Genomic DNA, 19488 nt, shown 5'->3' with positions numbered 1-19488 from the left:
TATGAAGCTCGACCAGATGAAGATCATTGTCACCGGGGCGGCTCAGGGCATGGGCCGCACCTTTGCGCTGGAGCTTGTAAAAGCCGGCGCCGACGTCATGGCGGTGGATATCGCCGAGGAGCCCCTGGCCAAACTCAGCGCCGAGGCCAGCGATCTGCCCGGGCGGCTTGCGACCTATGCGGGCGACGTCAGCGATGAAGACGCCGTCAAAGGTGCCATCGCCGCCACCGTCGATGCCTTCGGCAAGGTCAACGGCGTGATCAACAACGCCGGCATCTTCCGCGATCGTCTGCTCGTTAAAAAAGATCGGGAGAGCGGCAAGGTCAAAACGATGAGCCTCAAAGACTGGCAGGCAGTGATCGATGTCGATCTCACCGGCCCCTTCCTCTTCACCCGCGAGGTCGCGGCCTGGATGGTGGAGAACGACGAGAAAGGCGGCGTGATCGTCAACATCAGCTCGGTCTCGCGTCACGGCAACCAGGGCCAGTCGAACTACTCGGCGGCCAAGGCCGGGCTCATCGCCGATACGAAGTTGTGGGGCGAGGAGCTCGCGCGTTACGGCATCCGGGTCGGGGCGGTGGCGCCGGGCTTTATCGAGACGCCGATCCTCGAGGGGATGCGCGACGATATGCTCCAGGCGATGCTCAGCCGCGTGCCCCTTCGGCGCGTGGGCACGCCGGAAGAGATCTTTATGGCGGTGCGCTTCATCATCGAGTGCGACTACTTCACCGGCCGCTGCATCGACGTCGACGGCGGGGTGTCGATCTAAAGCGCGCACCATCCGAAAAGAAACGCGGGCGCTTCGTTTGAAGCGCCCGCGTTTTTTTGGCTTTGCAACCTCCCGGCATCACCGAGACGTTGTGTATTCATGCGCCTCAGTGGGCCGCCACCGCTCCGGGCGCGGGCACGATCAAGGTGGTGCAGTTCATGTTCTGTACCCACTTCACCATCACGCTCGCCAGGCGGTCGAGGCGACCGGCATCGGCCGGATAATGCCCGATGATCACCAGATCGATGTTGGCCGACTCCACATAGTCGCGAAGCCCCGCCACCGGGCTCTTGGCGAGCAGGTGCGCGTCGCACTCCACGCCTTCGAGCAGCGCGCTGTGGCGCTTGAGGAACGCCTCCATCGCCTCCTCGGCCCAGTCGACGATCGCGGTGGACTGAAGCGCCTCGGGGAGCTCAGTGTCCAGAATAATCGTGGTGGCCGAGAGGGCGTGTGCGTGCACCAGGTGCATCGGGCTTTGCATCTTCTTGACCAGGGGCACGCCCACCGCCATCGCCCGATCGGAGCGCTCGCTGAAGTCGGTGCCCAGCGCGATCTCCATGCCGGCTTCGACCCGATCGCGCTCCGGGTGCACGATGATCAGCGGACAGGGCGGCGTGTGCGCGAGCTCCATCGCCGTAGAGCCGAAGATAAACTTGTTCCAGGCCCCGCGCCCCGACATCCCGATGACGAGAAAGGCCACATCGCCCTTCTGACACATCTCACAGGTCGAGCGCATCGGTGAGCCCACCTCCAGCATCACGCCGTCGGGAGATTCGCCGGTGGCTTCTTGAAACCAGGTGGCGATCCGGGAGTCGAGCTCCTCGCGAAGTTGCGCGCTGCTGACGTCTTCAAAGGCGCTCTTCCAGCTTTTGAGCGAGACGTCGATCACGTGCAGCACATGCACCTCAAGGCCCAGAAGACGGCCCAGATTGAGCGCGTAGCGCGCCGCCGGCTGCGCGTTCTCCGAAAGATCCGTCCCGATGACCACTCGCTTGCCCTGCATCCTGCCTCCTCTCGACCGTCAAATCATGGCGTATCATCACCCGTGCACGAGCCCACGCTCGCCAGGGGTCTCACCAAAGCTGGTATCACCAGAGGCCTTATAGTAAACATCGGCCCGTGTGCTCAAAGGAAATTCGAAACTCATTGACCTGACGCCGATGCCCCCCCTGCCCTCTTCAGCTTTGATGTCCGGCGCGATCGTTGCGGCCCTTGCCTCGACGAGCCTGGCGTGTGTGAGCGCGCCGGGGTTTAAGCCGACCCATCACCAGGCGCGCGTGGAGCGGCTTACCCCCTTTGCTCCGGAGCGTCTTCGCCCGCATCCGGCCGCGCTGGCCGGCGACCTCATAACGGTCAGCCTGGCCGATGGGCATGAGGGGGAGCATGGCGATGAGCACCTGGCAGGCGGCCCCGCGCAGGCCACCGCCTACCTGTGGTGGCGCGCCTACAGCGCGACCTACAGCCGGGTCGACGGCGCCAGCTGCAACTTCTCGCCGAGCTGCTCACGCTTTGGTCTCAACGCCGTGGCCGACGGCCCGCTGGGCGTTGTGTGGACGTTTGGGCGGCTGCAGCGCGACCAGCGCCCCGATGATTTTTACGCCCGCCGCCCCGACGGCAAACTCATCGACCCGGTGCAGGCGTACACCGTCTGGGGCGACGACCCCACCCTCGATCGATCCCCCTACGCGGAGTCCCCCCATCATGGCTGGTACCTCTTTGTGCAGGCGCAACGCTCGGGCCTGGCCGACGATCTTCTCGGGCGCCATCGTGCTGCTGATGCTGCTGTGGAGCCCGGCGCCGGCAAACGCTGAAGAGCCGGCAACACCGCATGCTGAGCCAACCTCTCGCCAGTCGGCACCGGCGCCCGAGAGCGCGCCCGGGGCCGCTGCTCCCGACTTCGAGACCTACCTGAGCTGGCAGGCCAGCGCGGAGATCGAGATCGGGCTGCGCCTCTTCGATGAGGGCGACGACTACCGCGCGATCACCAGCATCAAGCGCTACCGCCTGCTCACCGGCTCGCCAGACGCCGACCACCTCGCTGCGCTGCTCATCGGTGAGATCTACCGGCGAAACGCCATGTCGGAGCTGGCGATGCAACACTTCTTCGAGGCCAGCCGCAGCGCCCCGGGCAAAGAGGCGCAGCTGCAGAGCTATGTGCTCGGGCTGCAGGAGCTCTGCTTAAACCTGGGCGCCATCGCCACCTGCTACGAGACCCTGGTGGGTTTGCAGGAGCGCGCCGCCGACGACGCCCCACAGCTCAATGAGCTCTTGCGCTACCAGACCCTCTTTGTGGAGTCGCTGCTGCGCTCGCCAGGGGTCACCGAGGCGCGCGTCGCCTCCTTTGAAGACCCGGCGCTGGCCGGCGCGGCCCGCGAGCTTGTGGCGCGCCACAAGGCTTTTGACGAGCTTGATTTAAAACAGCCCTGGCTGGCCGCGACACTCTCGGCGATCGTCCCCGGCGCGGGCCAACTCTACAACGGGCGACCGGTCGACGCCCTGCTGGCCCTGGGCTTTACCGGCGTCTTCGGCGCGGCCAGCGTCTACGCCTACCGGGGGCTGGAGAGCATTCCGCTGACGGTGGCCGCCGGACTTGTGGCGCTGGGGTTTTACAGCGGCAACATCGCCAACGCGCTGGTCGACGCGCGGCGCATCAACGCCACGCGCTACCAGCGCTACTACGACGAGCTTCAGGCCGACCTCTGGGCCCGCCAGCGCTTTGAGGTGCAGGATAACGCGGTGATCTTCAGCTTCGGCTTTGACTGGCCGGCGCTTACCCCGGAGCCGGCCGCTCCCTCCAGCGAGCCCCCCATCCCGGACATGCTCTAAAAACGTGCTCCAAAAGACATGTTCCAAAAGTTCTGTCGGGCGACTTGCCTTCACTGCAACGATGTCCAGCTTCTGGCCGAACCTTTTGAAGCGTCGCGCCAGTCGCGCGACTGCAACCTTTCCCCCTTATTATGGAGCATTCATGACGTATCTGGTGACCGGCGCAAATCGTGGTATCGGCCTTGAGTTTACCCGCGAGCTTCTTAAGCGCGGCGAATCGGTGGTGGCGACCGCCCGCAACCCCGAGAGCGCCGAAGATCTGAAGACGCTGCAAAACGAATATGGCGAGCACCTCGCGATCTTTGCGCTCGATATCGCCGACGTGGCGAGCATGGAGGATTTTGCGAAGGAGCTTGGCGATCGCGCGATCGATGTGCTCATCAACAACGCCGGCATCCTGGAGCGCTGCGGCGCGCTCGGCGAGATCGACTACGAGGTCATCGAGCGCTCCTTTCAGGTCAACACCATCGGCACCCTGCGCCTGACTGAGCTCTTGCTGCCGGCGCTGCGTCGCGCAAAAGACGGCGCAAAAATCGTCAACCTCAGCTCGAAGATGGGCTCGATCGCCGAGAACTCCAGCGGCGGCTCCTACGCCTACCGGGCCTCCAAAGCGGCGCTCAATATGGTCACGCGCTCGCTCGCGCTGGATCTGGCCGACGAGGGTATCATCGCTTTTGTGGTGCATCCCGGCTGGGTGCAGACGCGGATGGGCGGCCCCAACGCGCTGATCGACACCGAGACCAGCGTCACCAGCCTGCTCGACGTCATCGACAAGGCCGACGCCTCAACCTCAGGCAGCTTCCAGGAGTGGAACGGGAACACCATCGCCTGGTGAACCCTTCTAAGAGTGAGGCGCCGCATGCCCCCGTCGGCCCGACAATTGCGCCTGCGAGGCCCCTCGTGATAGGTCAATGAGGCTTGCGCCGCCCTGCTCTTACCCTCTTGAGGCACGCACCTGATGGTCACTTCGAACGACTATACCGAAGACGCGCTCCAGGCGATGATCCGCCAGGCCGGGCTGCGTTGCACGACCTCGCGCACCACCGTGCTCGCACGGCTGGCCCGGGCCAACGCGCCGCTGAGTCACGCCGACCTCTCCGAAGAGCTTGTGCCCCAGGGCTTCGATCAGGCCACCATCTACCGCAACCTCACCGACCTGACCGAGGTGGGCCTGCTCAACCGCCTGGATCTGGGCGACCATATCTGGCGCTTTGAGTTCCGCGGCGATCATCATCACGACGATGGCGAACACCCCCATTTTATGTGCGTGGACTGTGGCGAGATCTCCTGCCTGGCGGAGATCGAGATCAAGATGAACCGGCAGGACACCAGCCCGGCGCTTGTCGCCGAGATCAGCGAGATTTTTCTAAAAGGGCGTTGCGCCAAATGCGGCTGAGCCGCGTCCGCCCTCCGGGAGCCCGGTCGACGCGACGATCCTTTTTCACAACTCCCCCCGGAGCGACGCGATGAAGTGGCATCTTCTCTTATCTTTGAGCCTTCTAACGGTAGTCCTGTGCACAGGCTGCGGCGACGCCGACGATCATGATCATGAAGATCATGAAGAGCTCAGCGCCGAAGAAGAAGCCTGCACCCACGCCCAGGACAGCCCGACCACCGTCGCGGCCAGCGCCGGGCTTGCCGGGCTCGACGCCGACGTCAGCCAGCGCCATACCCTCTACGAGGTCACCCTCCAGGAGACCGAGACCGGCTCCGGCGATTACCGGGGCTACCTGAGCTATGAGGCCGCCGAGCACGCCGACTACCTGATCTTCACCAGCACGGAGGTCGAGCTTCGGGTGCTCGATACCAACGATGTGGCACAGGACGTAAGCGTCGAGGCGGTCGACGGCTGTGCGGAGCTCGCGCAGTCGCACCGGGTCTCGCTGGAGGCGCAGAGCTACGTCATTGAGCTTGGCCCGAGCGACGCATCGACGCTGAGTCTTATCATTGAGCCGGAAGCTCATGATCACGACCATGACTGAACCTTACGCATCGATCCGAACGGCGTAACACACCCTCCGGGCGCGACCGCTTCAGCGTGGTCGCGCCTGATGTGCTTCTTGCCCCGGTGGCACACCCCTCCTGTGAGTCTTCATGCGTTATCTTCTCTACGCCCTGACGCTGCTCTTGAGCTCTTCGCTTCTCTTCTTTGTGCAGCCGATGGTCGCCAAGATGGTCACCCCGGTGTTGGGCGGATCACCGGCGGTCTGGAACACCTGCATGGTGTTTTTTCAGGCGTTGCTGCTCGGTGGCTACGTCTATGCGCACGCCTCCACGCGGTGGCTGGGCACACGCCGGCAGTCGCTGGTGCACCTGGCGGTGATGATCGTCGGGGTGCTCTTTTTGCCCATCGGTTTTGAGCCGCCCACCGATGCGACGAGCCTGGAAAACCCGGCGCTGTGGCTTCTGGGGGCGCTTTTTCTGGGGGTGGGCTGGCCCTTTTTTGTGATCTCGACCAGCGCACCGCTTCTGCAAAAGTGGTTCTCCACCACCGACCACCCGGACGCGGCCGACCCTTACCATCTCTATGCAGCGAGCAACGTGGGGAGTTTTTTCGGCCTTGTGGCCTACCCCTTTTTGATCGAGCCGCGCATCGGGGTTCAGGCGCAGACGACGCTGTGGATGATCTGCTACGTGGTGTTGATCGCGGCGGTGGCCGGGTGCGCGCTGGCGCTGTGGCGCAGCGCGGAGCCTGAAGCGGCGGCGAGCGAAGCGAGCCCGCCTGCGGCAGTGCTGCCGCTGAGTTGGGGACGGCGCGGCCGCTGGGTGCTGTGGGCCTTCATTCCCTCCAGCATGATGTTGGCAGTGACCAGTTTTGTGACCACCGACATCGCGCCGGTGCCGATGTTGTGGATTCCCCCCCTGGCCATCTACCTGCTCTCCTTTGTGCTGGTCTTTGCCCGGGTGGAGTGGTTCCGCTCACTGCCAGTCTTCACCCTCTTTCCGCTGACGCTGCTGGGGCTCGGAGCGATGCTCTTCGTGCAGCTTGGCAGCCCGCTGGAGTGGGTCGCCGGCATCCATTTTCTCGGCCTGCTCATCATCTCGCTGGTCTTTCATGGCTTGATGGCTGCCGACCGCCCGGCGACCCGTCACCTCACCGAGTTCTTCTGCTGGATGTCCGTGGGAGGCGCGCTGGGCGGGGTCTTTAACGCCCTGCTCGCCCCGCTGATCTTCGATCGCCTGCTCGATTATCCGGCGCTCCTTGTGATCGCAGCACTGGCCTTTCCGCCGGCGCTTTACAGCCGGCGCGCGGTGCAGATCACGCTGCTGATAGGCGCGGCCCTGGCCGGCTATCTGGTGGGCCGCGACGTGATGATCTACCTGGGGCTGGAGCGCTCCCGCGAGCTCGCCACGCTGGCAGCCGTAGCGCTCTCACTGGGGATTCCGACGGTCATCGCGTTCACCCGGGCCCGCGTGCTCACGCCTGCGCTGCTCTCGGTGCCGCTGCTCATCTCCACTTTTTATCTGGGCCAACCCGAAGGCAACGAGCTGCACGCCGAGCGCAGCTTCTTTGCCGCCAATCAGGTCGTCAAAACACCCGACGGCGGCTACCACAAGCTCTACAACGGCACGACCCTGCACGGGGTGCAGGCCCAGGACGACGAGTTTCGTCTGGTCCCCCTCTCCTACTACTACCTCACCGGTCCGCTGGGGCAGCTCTTTGAGGTGTTGAGCAAACGCCCCGAACGTCACCCCTTTGCCGTGGTGGGGCTGGGCACGGGGGCCATCGCCGCCTACACCCACCGCGGCCAGGAGGCCGACTTCTTCGAGATCGACCAGGCCATCGCCCGCATCGCCCGCGACCCGCGCTACTTTACCTACCTGGAGGATTGCCCCGGGGAGTGCGAGGTGATTCTGGGTGACGGGCGCCTACAGCTCGCGCAGATGCCCGACGAGCGCTACGAGCTCATCGTGCTCGATGCCTACAGCTCCACCGCCATCCCGGTGCACCTGCTGACGCTGGAGGCCGTCGAGATGTACCTCAAGAAGCTTACGCCCGACGGAATCCTGGCCTTCCATATCTCCAACCGCCACCTGGATCTTCAGCCCCCGCTGACCCGCATCGCCGGAGAGCTCGGGCTTGTGGTGCGCGGACGCGATCACTGGGTCGATGCCAATGACCCCGTCTACAACCTCTACGTCGACGGCTCGGACTGGGTGATGATGGCCAAAAACGAAGAGGCTTTTGGCGCCATTATCGACCACCCCTCCTGGCATGAATACAAGCCCGAGCCCCGGTTGCGCGTGTGGACCGACGACTACGCCAACATCTTCGACGCCTACATCCTCGACTTCTAAACGGGGCGAATTCGGGCAACGCTTCACGCGCGAAAATTGCCTTAAAATTTCTGCCCGAGACGCAAAAACGCCGGCAATAAGGCCGGCGTTTTTGCGTTTATTGTCAAATACTTACACACATTCAGAAGAGCGGAATATCGACCTCTTCTTTCTTCTCTTCTTGCGGCGCGGGCGCGGCGATGTCGACCCAGCCGTCGTCTGCGGGCGCGGTCTTTTTCTTCTTCGAATCGTCTTCGCGAGGTGCGACCGCGCCCAGATCCACCCAGCCATCATCGGCCGGTGCAGCGGCCTGCTCCTCGGCGGGCTCCTGAGCCTGCTCAGCTGCACGTCGGGTGTCGCCACCGCGCTCCGACCGCGCCCCCGAGTCGCGCCCCGACGCCCCGCTCCGGCTGCCCGAAGAACGCTCCGACTCCGAGGATGCCCGCGCTGAAGAGGCTTCTTCGCGCTCGGCCACAACCTCCTCTTCCTCCTGCTCGGTGCCCTCCTCTTCGATGAGCGCCAGATCGACCTCGGCAGGGCCGCCCGGCTCCAGCACCGTGGTCAGCGTCTCAAAACCCGTGGCCTCCAGGCGAAGCGCCACCGGCGCATCGCCAACCTCGATGCTGATCGGGGTGCGCCCCATCAGCTCATCGCCGGCAAAAACCATCGCGCGTACGCCCTCGCTGCGCACCCGCACAAGCTGCGTCTCGGCCTCGGCCGTGCCGGCCTCCGCAGCCGCCGCCTCCTCGGGCTGTGCTGCAGCTTCAGGTGCCGGCGCATCGCCGGCCTGAGGCTGACCCGCGGTCGGCTCGGCCGTGGCCTGCGCGACGGCCTCCTCGCCGCCCTCACCACCTCCCTGGGTCAACACCCAGGCGGCACCGCCGCCGGCGAGCAAGAGAATGAGGATCGCCGCGATCGGCAGCGCTTTGCTTTTGGACGCCGGCTTTTCCGGGCTCTGAAAGGTGCCCATCTGCGGCAGCGCTTCGGCGCCGGGCGCCGTGGCAAAAGGCTGCGACTGGGCCGCCGGCGCCCCGAAACTCCCCGACACCGGCTGGCTCGCGGCGGCGGCTGAGGCCCCGAAGTTGCCGGTGATCGCCGGCTCACGGCCCACACGCTGCGGCTGCCCGACCGGCGCTGCTGCGCTCGGCGCGGGCATGGAGCCGTCGGCCGCAAAAGGCGACTCGGTGATCATCGTCGCGGCGTCATCCACCGGCGCGGCCTTCGCACCACCGGCCGCCACAAAGCCCTCGCCACCGGGCGCCCGCTCAAAGAGCGGCGCCGTCTCCAGCGCGCTCTCCGGAATCTGGTCGAGCGCCTTGAGCATCGCATCGGCAGTGGGAAAACGCGCCTCGTAACTCTTCTCCACACAGGTCTTGAGCACCTGGCCCAGCGCCGTATTGAGGATCGCCTCGGGGATCGGCACCGGATCATCGCTGATCTGCTGATGGATCAGATTCCACTGGCCAGTGCCCGCAAACACGCTCTGACCGGAGAGCATCTCGATGGCGATAAGCCCCAGCCCGTAGAGGTCGGTCGGCGGCCCGACGTGCTTCTCGGCGATCTGCTCGGGCGCCATATAGCGCAGCGTCCCGACCACGATGCCCGCCGAGGTCAGCTCCTCGTCGTCATCCGACTCCGAGAACACCTTGGCGATGCCAAAGTCGAGGACTTTGGCAAAGTCGGTCTCCCCGTGCATGTCGACCAGCATGATGTTGGCCGGCTTCAAGTCGCGGTGCACAATCCCGTAGCTATGCGCCTCCGAGAGGCTCTTGAGCACCTGACGCACCACGTGCTTGACGCGTTTGGGCGAGATGGGCCCCTCGCGGCGCATCAGATCTTTGAGCGTCTCTCCGCGCAGCGCCTCCATCGTGTAGTAGAGCAGCCCCTCGGGGTCATCGCGGAAGTCGTAGATGCGCACCGTGTTGGGGTGCGAGAGGTTGCGAATCGCCATGACCTCGCGGCGGAATCGCTTGACCATCTCTTCGAACTTCGGGCCGCTGGCCACCAGGATCTTCATGGCGACATCGCGGTCCATGTTGATCTGGCGGGCCAGATACACCGCCCCCATGCCTCCTTTTCCAAGGATGTCGCGAATCTCATAGGTGTCGTCGATGACGTCACCAAGCTCGGGCAGGTTCATCATGAGGTTCTTTCCTTAGGGTGCGTGCTCCGGCAAAGACATGTAGTGCGGTGTACCATAGACGGCGCAGATGCTCCAAGCATTGCGCGGCGATCGTTGTCAGAGAGGGGCGTAAATGCTACACCCCGTGATGATCTTCGACATGATCTGCCGGCGTTTTTTCCATGCGAGCGACGTCTGGCCTGACCAATTGATGCGTATGGCCACCTGAAGTGGTGAATTTCTGGAGGAAGATCCGTGGTAACTAAGATTGCAACAGCCCTGACGGTGATGGCGCTGACGACGGCGATGATGGCCGGCTCGGCCGTAGCCCAGGAGCCGGTGACCAAGCAGGAGTTGGCCGACTCGGATTTGGCCACCCTCGTTCAGCTCGCGCGCGAGGCCTACGAGGCCGGCGAGTACGATGTGGCCATCGAGCGCCTGCTGCTCGCCAACCGCAAAGAGCCCGATCCTCGCCTCCTGCTCAACGTGGCGCGCAGCTACGCACAGGCCGGCGATTGCTCAACGAGCCTGGTGTACTACGCGGCGTTTATTCGCCATCCCGCCGCCCAGGAAGAGCTCATCGCCAGCGCTCAACAGGCGCTCGATGCGGGCAAAGCGGAGTGTGCCGACTTCAGCGAAGAGCTCGGCGGCCGAATCATGTTTGAGTCGGAGCCGATGTTTGCCCGCGTCTACATCGACGATGCGTTCGTTGGCACCACCCCCACCGAGCGTGCCGGGATGACCCCGGGCACCTACCAGGTGCGCGTGGAGCTCGATGGCTACGCCGACTTCACCCGCGAGATCGAAGTCGTCGCCCAGCAGGACGCCACCGTCGGCGCGCTGCTCGAAGAACCCCCGGCCGAAGAAGAGCCCGTGGCGACCCCGCAGATCGAAGAGCCGGCGGAGGTTGAGGAGGCAGGCGCGCCCGTTAACTACGTGGCTTACGGACTTCTCGGCGCGGGTACGCTCGCGCTGGCCAACGGCCTGGTCTTCGACCTGGTCGTCATCCCCGGCATCGACGAGGAGCGCAGCCAGCTCGAGCCCAACCAGACCGAAGAGTACAACGAGCTGACCCAGCGTCGGCAGAGCCGCGCGAACATCGCCATCGGAAGTTACGTCGCCGGCGGACTTCTGATCGCAGGTGGTGGCGCGTGGTTGCTCTACGACTACATGACCCAGAACAGCGCGAATGACACCTCCGATGAAGACGCGATCCAGCGCCGCCTGGGGCTGCGCGTGGCGCCTGCCATCGGCAAGGAGAGCGCCGGGTTTGTACTGGGCGGGCACTTCTAAGCCTTTCAGCCGCCCCCTGACTGTGGGGGGCGGCCCTTGTCTGACCGGTGCCGGGGGTCGGCTCCGGATGCACCGACTTTGTGTGTAGGCAACCTACGGGAGCTACGATGCGGGTCGAAGAGGCACCACAGGTCGGAGATACCCTCGCGCAGCGCTACCAGCTGCTCGAAGAGATCGGCAGCGGGGGTTTTGGCATCATCTTCCGGGCCCACGATCTTCGGGAGCCTCGCGAGCTGGCCATCAAAATCTTGCACGCCGCCGGCAATCAGCTCGATCAGCAACAGCTGGAGCAACGCTTTGAGCGCGAAGCGATCATGGCCAGCGCACTGCAACACCCCCACTCCATTCGTCAGTACGAGCACGGGCGCTGCCCGCAGTGCGGCGCGCTCTACATCGCCATGGAGCTGCTCAGTGGCGAGACGCTCTCCGAGCGCATCGTGCGCTGCGGCACCTTTGAGCCGGCGCTGGTCGCGCGGGTGGCTCGCGGGGTGCTTCGGGCGCTGAGCGCGGCGCACGCACTCGACATCGTGCACCGCGACTTAAAGCCGGCCAACATCATGCTCTGCGACTTCGAGGGAGAGCGAGACTTCGTCAAAGTCCTCGACTTCGGCATCGCCAAGACCATGCTCGGCAACCACGATCTGACCTCGGCAGGCATGACGCTGGGAAGCCCCACCTACATGCCCCCGGAGCTCTTGCTGGGCAAGGCGCCGGTCCCGGCCAGTGATCTCTATTCGCTGGGGCTGACCCTGGCCGAGACGATCATCGGCTCGCCACTGGTCCAGGGGGCCACGCCCCTGGAGCGCGCGCGCATCCAGATCGCCCCCACGCCCCTCCCCGCCCCGGAGGTTCTGGCACGCCATCCTCTCTGGCCCTGGCTCTCACGCGCGCTGGCCAAAGATGTGGACCAGCGCTACGCCAGCGCCGAGGCGATGCTGCGCGCGCTCGACCAGGTGATGCCGCCTCCTCGGGAGCCGGCCACCATTCGCAGCCAGGCCATCAACGTCGACGCCACCACCGAGCTGGCTGCCGAGCGCACCCAGGAGATGAGCGCCGTTGGCCCGGAGGCGCAGGACGAGGCCGCCACCATGGTCATGGAGGCGCTTCCGGCCGGAATGCTCGAGCAGTACCGCCAGAACCCCGACTTCGGGGCGGACGCCACCCAGGAGATGGCTCTGGACGATGAGCCCGACACCAACACCGACATGCTCCCACTCTTTGAGCGTCTGGAGAGCGACGCCGACGCCACCGAGATGATGGAGAACCCCCTGGAAACACTGCGCCAGATGAAGGAGCGCGGTGAGGGCCCCTTCGGCCCCGATGCGACCGCCGGCGCCAATGCAGGCTCCCAACCCACGCCCGCCCCTTCCCCGGCCAGGCCTGTGGCCCAGGCACAACGCCCGACCTACCCCACCGCGCCTCCCCAGCCGGCCAGCCGCGGCTTTGGCCCCTCCGTCGACCTCCAGCCCGCTCAGGCCGGCCCGCAGCCCCCCGCTCCGGGCCTGAGCGCCCCGACGACCTCCCGCACCTCAAAGCCGACCTGGCTGACTCCCCTGAACATCATCGTCGCCCTGCTCTGCGTCGTGGCGCTGGTTCTTTTTGTGATCTTCCTGCTGAGCTGACGCTCGCCAGTCACATGCCCCAATCGCCGTCTCGCCCGACAAAAAAAGCCCCGACACGCCTGATGCGTGTCGGGGCTTTTTTCTCAGGGCTTAGCGCCCCTCAAAAACCTTAGCGGTTCTCGCGGCGACGCTCTTCCTTACGGCGGCGGCGCTCCGCTTCGCGCTGCTTGCGGCGCTTGGCGACGCTGGGCTTCTCGTAGAAGCGGCGGCGCTTAAGCTCACGGCTGACGCCTTCACGACCGATCTCACGCTTGAGGCGGTTGATCGCGCGGTTGACGTTGTTGTCGCGAACTTCAACTTCGAGGGGGCCGAGCTTATCGTCTCGTCGGGCCATGTTCAAAATCCTCCGGTGGGGTGCCGGGTGGTCTCACGCCGGCAAAAAGGTTGCTACGCGCGCCCCGCTTTAAGCGGAGCGTCGCGCGACATAGGTATCAAAGACTCAGAATCAGTTGAGGAGACGCTGCACGATCGCGCCACCAACCTCCGAGCCGCCCAGCCCTTCCGGCGAGAACACCAGCCAGAAGGTGCGGAAGGCGTCGAGGTCGTTGGACTCCAGCGCGCCCATCAGGTCGAACTCAAAGTAGGTGTTGAGCAGACCGGAGGAGTCGCGGTGGTAAAGACGCCAGACCTTTCCGTTGGTGAGAATGCCCCAGTTGGTGCCGGTATTCCGCAGGTGGCGGTCCACATCGAAGGCCGGGCTGTAGGTGCCGTCTTCCGACTCGTACTCATCGAGCGAGGAGCCCCAGCTCAGCGTGCGGACCACGCCCAGCGCGTTGGCGAAGAATTCACGCTCGCCGCGCATGCCCACCACACGGCGGAAATCTTCCGCCGAGTAGAAGAGCGTGAAGTCAGGGCGCACGTCCTCAGCGTCAACACCCTGGGGGGGAGGCTCGGCCACCGACGCGCAGTAGCCCAGCGCGCGCAACACGTAGCTCATCCAGTAGTACTGGGTCTCCAGCTCACCGGGGCTCTCTTCGAGCTGCGCCTGGCGCTTCTCGAGGAGCTCCTCGATCTCACGAAGGGACTGCTCAATCGCCTCGTTCTCCCACTCCGGGAAGGTCGGCATCTGCTGCAGTCGCTCGTCGACAAAGAAGTTATTGACGTTCTGAAACACTTCGGCCATGAGGCTTTTCTCCCTGATGCTCGCGCGGCGCTCTTCATCATCCATCAAAAAGCGACGCCCGGATGCGTGTGCGAAACCACGTCTGTCGTGTGCAATGTATGTTGTCCCGCTGCAAGTTTTGCGGGTGTTCTGGGTCGACCCTGTTTTTACGCAGATCTGGACCGGGGGCGGAATATAAGTAGGCCCACCTACGGTGTCAAGCGTTGACCACCGGGTGGGCCTGGGTGTGATGCTTCAGCTCAGAAGCGATCCTTTTGAGCCTTAGTTGACGGCTTCAAACTCAAAGACCACCTGCTCTTCGCGGTTGGTCGAGTCGTTGGCCAGAACGCCGAAGCGGTAGGTGCCGGCGGCGTCGGGCTCAAAGGTGAGGCTCTCACCAAAGCCGCGCGTCAGAAGCGTGCTGCCCTCAGGGCGCTCCAGGATGTACCAGCGAGCGTTGTTGAGCAGCGCAGCATCGGCGGCGTCACGAAGCGTCAGGGTGGTCGACTGCCCCACCACCGCCTCATTGGAGAAGGAGGGCTCCACGCTCAGGTCCATCGGCGAGGCGCTGATGACCTGGGCGTTGATAAGCAGGGTCATCGACTGCGCCTGGCCGGCGTGGTTGGACTCGATCGCAGCAGTAACGCCGTGATTGAACTGATCTTCCCCGTCGAAGAAGACTTTGGCGGTATGCACGCCACCGGGAGGCACCGTGGCCTCAAAGCCTTCAAAGCGGAAGAGGTCGAGATTGGTGGTGGTTCCCACCGCTTGCGGATTCACGCCGGTGATCACCAGGTCGTCGTTGCCGTTGTTGTAGATGGCAACCTCACGCTCCACGGCCGGGCCGTCCGAGCGCAGCGCTAAGGTCTGCGGGTAGAGATCGCCGACGGCAACCTCGGTGGCGTCGCCCAGAAGCGAGACGTTGGTGATATTGCCGGAGCCCGAGTCATTATGGCGAATCTCCAGCGTGCCGACTGAAGAACCTTCGGCGGTGGCGTCGTACTCCACGGTCAGCTCAAGCTCGCTGGGCACATCGTCGCTCATGCGCGGGATGCGCTGGGTGGTGTACTCTTCGAGCAGGTTCACCTCGTCGACCATGATGCGGTAGAAGGCCGCGGCCTCGCTGGGAACGATGCGCATCTGGCTCAACGCCAGGGTGGCGCCACCGTAGTTACGCACCGTCAGCGTCTTCGAGCTCGCGTCGGCGAAGGAGAGCTGCAGCGGATCAACCTCGATCAGCGGTGCATCGCCTACGCCCTGGGTCACCTCAATGGTGATCGCCGAGGAGGAGCTCGTCACCGAGCTGCTGGCGAACTCCAACGTGGTTGAGAAGTCCAGCTCCGCCTCCACCGAGGGGGCGTAGGTCAGCGTGAAGGTCTCGGTGCTGTTGCCAGCGATCTCGCGTCCGAAGACCGAAGGCGTGATCTCGAAGACCTGCGCGTTCTCACCGAAGTCGCCGCGCTCAATGTAGAGCGGCGAGCCGGCGCGGTTCTCGATGGTGAACTGCGCGCTCTGCGAGACGCCGGCGGTGGCGTTGGTGAACTGGATCAGCCCGGGCTGCAGCGCCATCTCACCGCTGCCGCCGGAGGTGATGAAGTAAATGGTGGCCGCACCATCTTCGACGATGCCGGCGTTATTCGACGCGTTGGTCTCAATGCGCAGCTCGCCGCAGTAGCTATCCTGGATTGCGGCGGGCACATCGGCGCCCGGGGTCGGGCAGGTGACGGTGTCGCCGCGCAGCAGCAGGAAGTTCAGATCTTCGCGATTGCCAACCTCAATGGGCATGGGCTTGAAGCCCGCGTCGCGGCAGATCTGGCTGCGAAGGCAGACGCCGCCGGTGCCGCAGTCGGCGTCGGCGCTGCACGAGGTCCCCTCATTGGCCTCACTGATGGGGCCATTGAAGTAGCCTTGCAGGCGCTCGGGGCGCGCGACCCACTCGATCTTGGTCACCCGAAGATCGCCCTCGCTGGAGTTGCGAAGCGTGATCGGCGTGGCGATGGTCTGGGTGTTATCCGAAGGTCCGACCGCGTCGAGCAGGATCTGGGCTTCGGTCAGGTCAATGGTCAGCTCGGGCACAGCGTCGGAGCTAAAATCATTGCCCCCACACGCGCCGATAACGAGGCTCATCAGAGCCATGGCAACTAGCGATTGAATGCGATTCATCTCTACCTTCCGGTTCACTTCGTTGGGGCCAGCCTGAGCGCCTGCCAGAGGTTGGCGCTGGCAGGGTACGTTCAACCGCGATAACCTAGCGGCCCGGGGCGGTTCAATGCAAGCCGCTGTGCGCCGCCCTGTGCGGGAGCCACCGAGAAGGGTCAGCGCAGGCTGGCGAGCTGGAAGGCCGCGACGTCGTCCCAGAGGCGGTCGAAGCGATCGCGCGTGAACGCCGAGCCGGAGATAAACCAGTCGACGTGGGGCGGGGTGTGGTGGGCATCATTAAAATGTCCGCACACATCGAGGTGGTCGGCCACCGTGGCGTGAATCACCTCGCCCCAGACCTGCGAGAGGGTGGGCACCACGCCGTCGCTCTCGCGCCGCCCGGGCAGGCTCCCGTAGGCCTCCAGGAGCACCTGGCGCTGGTCGGGTTTTAAGGGAGGGTAGTCGCCGCTGCGGGCGGTGATAATCTGCAGCGCCCGAAAGAGCACATGCGAGGCATGGGCGTAGGCATCCACGCCCAGGCGCAAAGTCGTTTTTGGCGAGAAGCCCGGCGCCCGGGTGACCACCGAGCCGTAGCGCACCGAGCGGCGATCGCCGGTCGACGCGTTAAAAAGATCGATCGCACCGGGAGTCAGCTGCCCGACGACCGAGCGATCCACCCGGATCTCGTCGAGGAAGGCGCTGATCTCATCGCGTCGCTCGGCGTCAAAATCCTTAAAGAGCTCGTGGTAGAACTGGTCGAGGATCGTGTTATCGAGCCCTACCAGGCGGTCGAGGCGGGTGACGATGCCGGCGAGCTCGATCAACGCGCGCAGCGGCAACCTCCCGAAACGCAGCGTGTAGATCGTGCCCAGCGAGATGGCGCGAAGGATGTTCTCGCCAAAGAAGTTGTTGAAAAACGAGGCCATCGGCGTGCCCAGGTGCGGGCTGGCCACGGTGGTCACCGAGCGCACCCGGCGGGCCAGGACTTCCACGTCGATGCCCTCTCCGGCGGGCAATGAGACGCCGGGGGTGACCAGCAGGCGAGTGTCGAGCCCGCCGGTGGAATGGCCGACAAGGTGAATCGGGCCGCGCTCCCCGGCGCTCCGGGCGATCACTTCGGCCAACACCGCCGCCCGCCGCCTGATCGACCCGGTGGGCAATGTGGGTATGCTGTGGACTTCCACGCTGTGGCCCGCCCGCTCAAAGGCCGTCTGCAGGGCCTCGCGCACGTGGTGAAAGTAGGTAATTCCGCCCAGGTTGGAGAACCCGAAGAAACCTGCGACCAGATAAACGTGGTGATGAGCCATAGTGCTGCCTGCCAGGTGCTGCGGTAAACGTTGGGCGGGTATTGTGCACGCCTGCGGGGCGAAAGCAATCTTTTGAGGACGCTGGCTTGTGCCGCTCTGCGCCTTAACTTCAGAGGCATCGGTGAGGCAACAGGGGGGAAGGGGCGCCCGGGCGCGCCCAACACGGGGGAAGGCATGAGCCACCAGGGTCGAGAGGTGCGCCGCGCGCTCAGCGAGCGGCTCTCAGAGGTTATTGCGGAGTTTACGGCAAGCCTGCCGGAGGATGCGATCGCCGAGGAGCTCAACCGCCTCGGCGGCGATCTTCGGGTGCGCACCGCAGCCCCCGAGGAGCTCCCCGACGCAAGCTGGCTGCCCGGCGCGGCAACCCCGGCGGTGTTGGAGGTGGCCATCGACAACCTGGCCCGCTTCGAGCGCATCTGGCGCGGGGTGCTCGCCGAGAGTCGCCTCTGCGTGCGCATGCCCCCCGGTGAGGCGCGCACCCCGGGGAGTCTGCGGCTGCGCGGGCCTCGCGCCCGGGGTTGCGGCGCGCGCGGCACCCTCACCTTGAAGGTTCGGCGCGCCCGTGTCGAGCCGGGCGCGCTTCTTCTCGAAGTGGAGCGCCCGGGCCTCGCTACGCGACTTCGCGGCGAGGAGCTCCGGCGCCTGCTGGGCGCCATCGGCGGCGACGAGGCGGTGGTGAAGATGCCCGAAGCCCCGCCGGTGCTCACCACGCAGTCCCCTCGCTACAGTGTGGATCTGAGTGTGCGCCCCTTCACCGAGCTCCTTCGCACGCACCTTGATGATCCCGCCCCGGGCTACCTGCAGGTGGTTCAGGCACAGCGCACCACAACCTTTCTGATCGCCGAACGCGCGGTCTGGGAGGTCTGGCAGGTGCCCCATCCCGAGTCCATTGCGCTCTCCACCCTGCTGCTGCGCGGCGGCCAGCTCGACGCCGAGCAGATCGCCCGGGCCACAGCGCGCGCCGAGGCTCAGGCCTGCTCGCTGGAGCAGGCGCTGCTGGAGCTCAAGCTCCTCTCGGCGCGCCATCTGGCGCTGACCCGTCGCGCGCGGATCCTTTACGTGCTCGATCCGATCGGCTCGCGCTGGAGGCGCGGCAAAGCCAGCTTCTATGCGCTCGAGAAGACCCCTACCCTCGATCCGTCGACGCGCGTGGAGTTGGGCACCCATCTTTTCGGGCGCACGCTCAAGGCGCTGCAGGCGTTGCCCGAGCACGAACTTCTCGAGCAGATGTGTCAGCTCGGCGCCGGGCCTTTTCTTCTCCGCGAGCGCTCCGGGTTGGGGCGCCGGCAGCTTGCCGCCTCGCCGCAAGTTACCCCGGTGGTGCAGGCTCTGCTCGACGGCCCCTGCCGCCCGACGCACCTCTGCAACCTCGAACTTCCCGAGCCCACCATCGCCGCGGCGATGCTCGCGCTGCATCACTTCGATCTTCTGCACACCCACACCCCCGCCTATCGCAGCGCCGCCTCCGGCGATGAAGCCTTTGAGGATCCCGAACTCAACGTGCTGCGCCGCCTGGAAGCTCGTGCTGAAAGCGATGACCACTTTGCCTTCCTCGATCTTCATTGGACGGCCTACTCCGCGCTTGTCCAGCGGGCTTACCTCAGCCTGCGTGAGCAGCTCCTAACCCCCGAGTTCTCGCCAGACCTCCATCCTCTCAAAGATCGCCTGTTGGCCCGTCTGGACCTCGCTCACGCCACGTTGGCCAGCCCTCAGCGACGCGCCGATTATCGCGACGCCCTCATCGCCCCCTTCAGCCGCAACGCCGCCCTGACCACCCTGCGCGACGAGCTCCACCAGGCCCACCAGCGCGGCGATCTTCCCCGCGCCCTCGACCGGGCCCAGCGCGTGCTGGAGCTCGCCCCCGACTGCGCCCCCACCCGCGCGCTGGCCTGCACCCTGCGCGCCGCGCAGGTCCAGCAGCGATCTTCGCCTTCATGCCGGCGGAAGGAGTAAGTTCTGCCGCGCGTTATACCTCCCATCAGCCGCCCGCAGCGCTCTTGACGACGCGTGACTTTCCTCAAACGCCGAAC

The 19488-nt window shown here is 65.2% G+C and carries 16 protein-coding genes; 10 read left to right on the top strand and 6 right to left on the bottom strand.

What is annotated here, in order from left to right; translation table 11 throughout:
* Window position 1: 1 nt before the first annotated feature.
* Window positions 2-769: an SDR family oxidoreductase gene (locus FRC98_RS01120; protein WP_146979469.1), complete on the top strand. Its 768-nt coding sequence runs from the start codon at window positions 2-4 to the stop codon at window positions 767-769.
* A gap of 106 nt (window positions 770-875) precedes the next feature.
* Here FRC98_RS01120 and FRC98_RS01115 read toward each other — a convergent pair whose 3' ends face one another.
* On the bottom strand, window positions 876-1772 hold the full coding sequence (locus tag FRC98_RS01115; RefSeq protein WP_146979468.1) for a universal stress protein: 897 nt from the start codon (window positions 1770-1772) through the stop codon (window positions 876-878).
* A gap of 184 nt (window positions 1773-1956) precedes the next feature.
* Between FRC98_RS01115 and FRC98_RS01110 the strand changes: the two genes are divergently transcribed.
* The 6 genes from FRC98_RS01110 (at window position 1957) to FRC98_RS01085 (ending at window position 7894) form a co-directional block, all read left to right on the top strand.
* On the top strand, window positions 1957-2580 hold the full coding sequence (locus FRC98_RS01110) for a membrane protein insertion efficiency factor YidD (protein ID WP_146979467.1): 624 nt from the start codon (window positions 1957-1959) through the stop codon (window positions 2578-2580).
* Complete coding sequence (locus FRC98_RS01105) at window positions 2471-3595, top strand: hypothetical protein (protein WP_230467152.1); 1125 nt, start codon at window positions 2471-2473, stop codon at window positions 3593-3595. Before FRC98_RS01110 ends, FRC98_RS01105 begins: the two co-directional genes overlap by 110 nt.
* 142 nt (window positions 3596-3737) lie before the next feature.
* Window positions 3738-4430 carry an SDR family oxidoreductase gene (locus FRC98_RS01100; protein ID WP_230467151.1) on the top strand — a complete coding sequence of 231 codons (693 nt, stop codon included), beginning with the start codon at window positions 3738-3740 and terminating at the stop codon, window positions 4428-4430.
* 123 nt (window positions 4431-4553) lie between these two features.
* Window positions 4554-4991: a Fur family transcriptional regulator gene (locus FRC98_RS01095; RefSeq protein WP_146979464.1), complete on the top strand. Its 438-nt coding sequence runs from the start codon at window positions 4554-4556 to the stop codon at window positions 4989-4991.
* A gap of 70 nt (window positions 4992-5061) precedes the next feature.
* A complete protein-coding gene (locus tag FRC98_RS01090) occupies window positions 5062-5577 on the top strand; it encodes a hypothetical protein (RefSeq protein WP_146979463.1) in 516 nt (171 codons plus the stop codon).
* Window positions 5578-5689: 112 nt separating this feature from the next.
* Window positions 5690-7894: a fused MFS/spermidine synthase gene (locus FRC98_RS01085; RefSeq protein WP_146979462.1), complete on the top strand. Its 2205-nt coding sequence runs from the start codon at window positions 5690-5692 to the stop codon at window positions 7892-7894.
* 121 nt (window positions 7895-8015) lie between these two features.
* On the opposite strand, the gene FRC98_RS01080 is transcribed toward FRC98_RS01085, so the two are convergent.
* The gene (locus FRC98_RS01080) at window positions 8016-10016 is read right to left on the bottom strand and encodes a serine/threonine protein kinase (protein ID WP_146979461.1); all 2001 of its coding nucleotides are present in this window, start codon (window positions 10014-10016) and stop codon (window positions 8016-8018) included.
* A gap of 234 nt (window positions 10017-10250) precedes the next feature.
* Here FRC98_RS01080 and FRC98_RS01075 point away from each other — a divergent pair, with 234 nt between their 5' ends.
* Both FRC98_RS01075 and FRC98_RS01070 read left to right on the top strand, forming a co-directional pair.
* Window positions 10251-11288 carry a PEGA domain-containing protein gene (locus FRC98_RS01075; protein WP_146979460.1) on the top strand — a complete coding sequence of 346 codons (1038 nt, stop codon included), beginning with the start codon at window positions 10251-10253 and terminating at the stop codon, window positions 11286-11288.
* Between the two features lie 107 nt (window positions 11289-11395).
* Window positions 11396-12910, top strand: coding sequence for a serine/threonine-protein kinase (locus FRC98_RS01070; protein WP_146979459.1), 1515 nt, complete (start codon window positions 11396-11398; stop codon window positions 12908-12910).
* A 109-nt stretch (window positions 12911-13019) separates the two neighbouring features.
* On the opposite strand, the gene rpsU is transcribed toward FRC98_RS01070, so the two are convergent.
* The 4 genes from rpsU to FRC98_RS01050 all read right to left on the bottom strand — a co-directional run bounded on the left by rpsU (window position 13020) and on the right by FRC98_RS01050 (window position 17458).
* Complete coding sequence (gene rpsU, locus FRC98_RS01065) at window positions 13020-13244, bottom strand: 30S ribosomal protein S21 (RefSeq protein ID WP_115603347.1); 225 nt, start codon at window positions 13242-13244, stop codon at window positions 13020-13022.
* A 111-nt stretch (window positions 13245-13355) separates the two neighbouring features.
* Window positions 13356-14033 carry a coiled-coil domain-containing protein gene (locus tag FRC98_RS01060; RefSeq protein WP_146979458.1) on the bottom strand — a complete coding sequence of 226 codons (678 nt, stop codon included), beginning with the start codon at window positions 14031-14033 and terminating at the stop codon, window positions 13356-13358.
* A gap of 261 nt (window positions 14034-14294) precedes the next feature.
* Window positions 14295-16175, bottom strand: a complete 1881-nt coding sequence (locus FRC98_RS01055; protein ID WP_146979457.1) for a choice-of-anchor D domain-containing protein — start codon at window positions 16173-16175, stop codon at window positions 14295-14297.
* A gap of 152 nt (window positions 16176-16327) precedes the next feature.
* Window positions 16328-17458: an esterase/lipase family protein gene (locus FRC98_RS01050; protein ID WP_146979456.1), complete on the bottom strand. Its 1131-nt coding sequence runs from the start codon at window positions 17456-17458 to the stop codon at window positions 16328-16330.
* A 174-nt stretch (window positions 17459-17632) separates the two neighbouring features.
* On the opposite strand from FRC98_RS01050, the gene FRC98_RS01045 reads away from it, so the two are divergent.
* Complete coding sequence (locus FRC98_RS01045; RefSeq protein WP_146979455.1) at window positions 17633-19411, top strand: hypothetical protein; 1779 nt, start codon at window positions 17633-17635, stop codon at window positions 19409-19411.
* Window positions 19412-19488 lie beyond the last annotated feature (77 nt).

This window comes from Lujinxingia vulgaris, from assembly GCF_007997015.1.
Classification (GTDB): domain Bacteria; phylum Myxococcota_A; class Bradymonadia; order Bradymonadales; family Bradymonadaceae; genus Lujinxingia; species Lujinxingia vulgaris.
The sequence above is the reverse complement of the archived record's forward strand: the minus strand, read 5'-3'. Positions and strand labels throughout refer to the sequence as shown.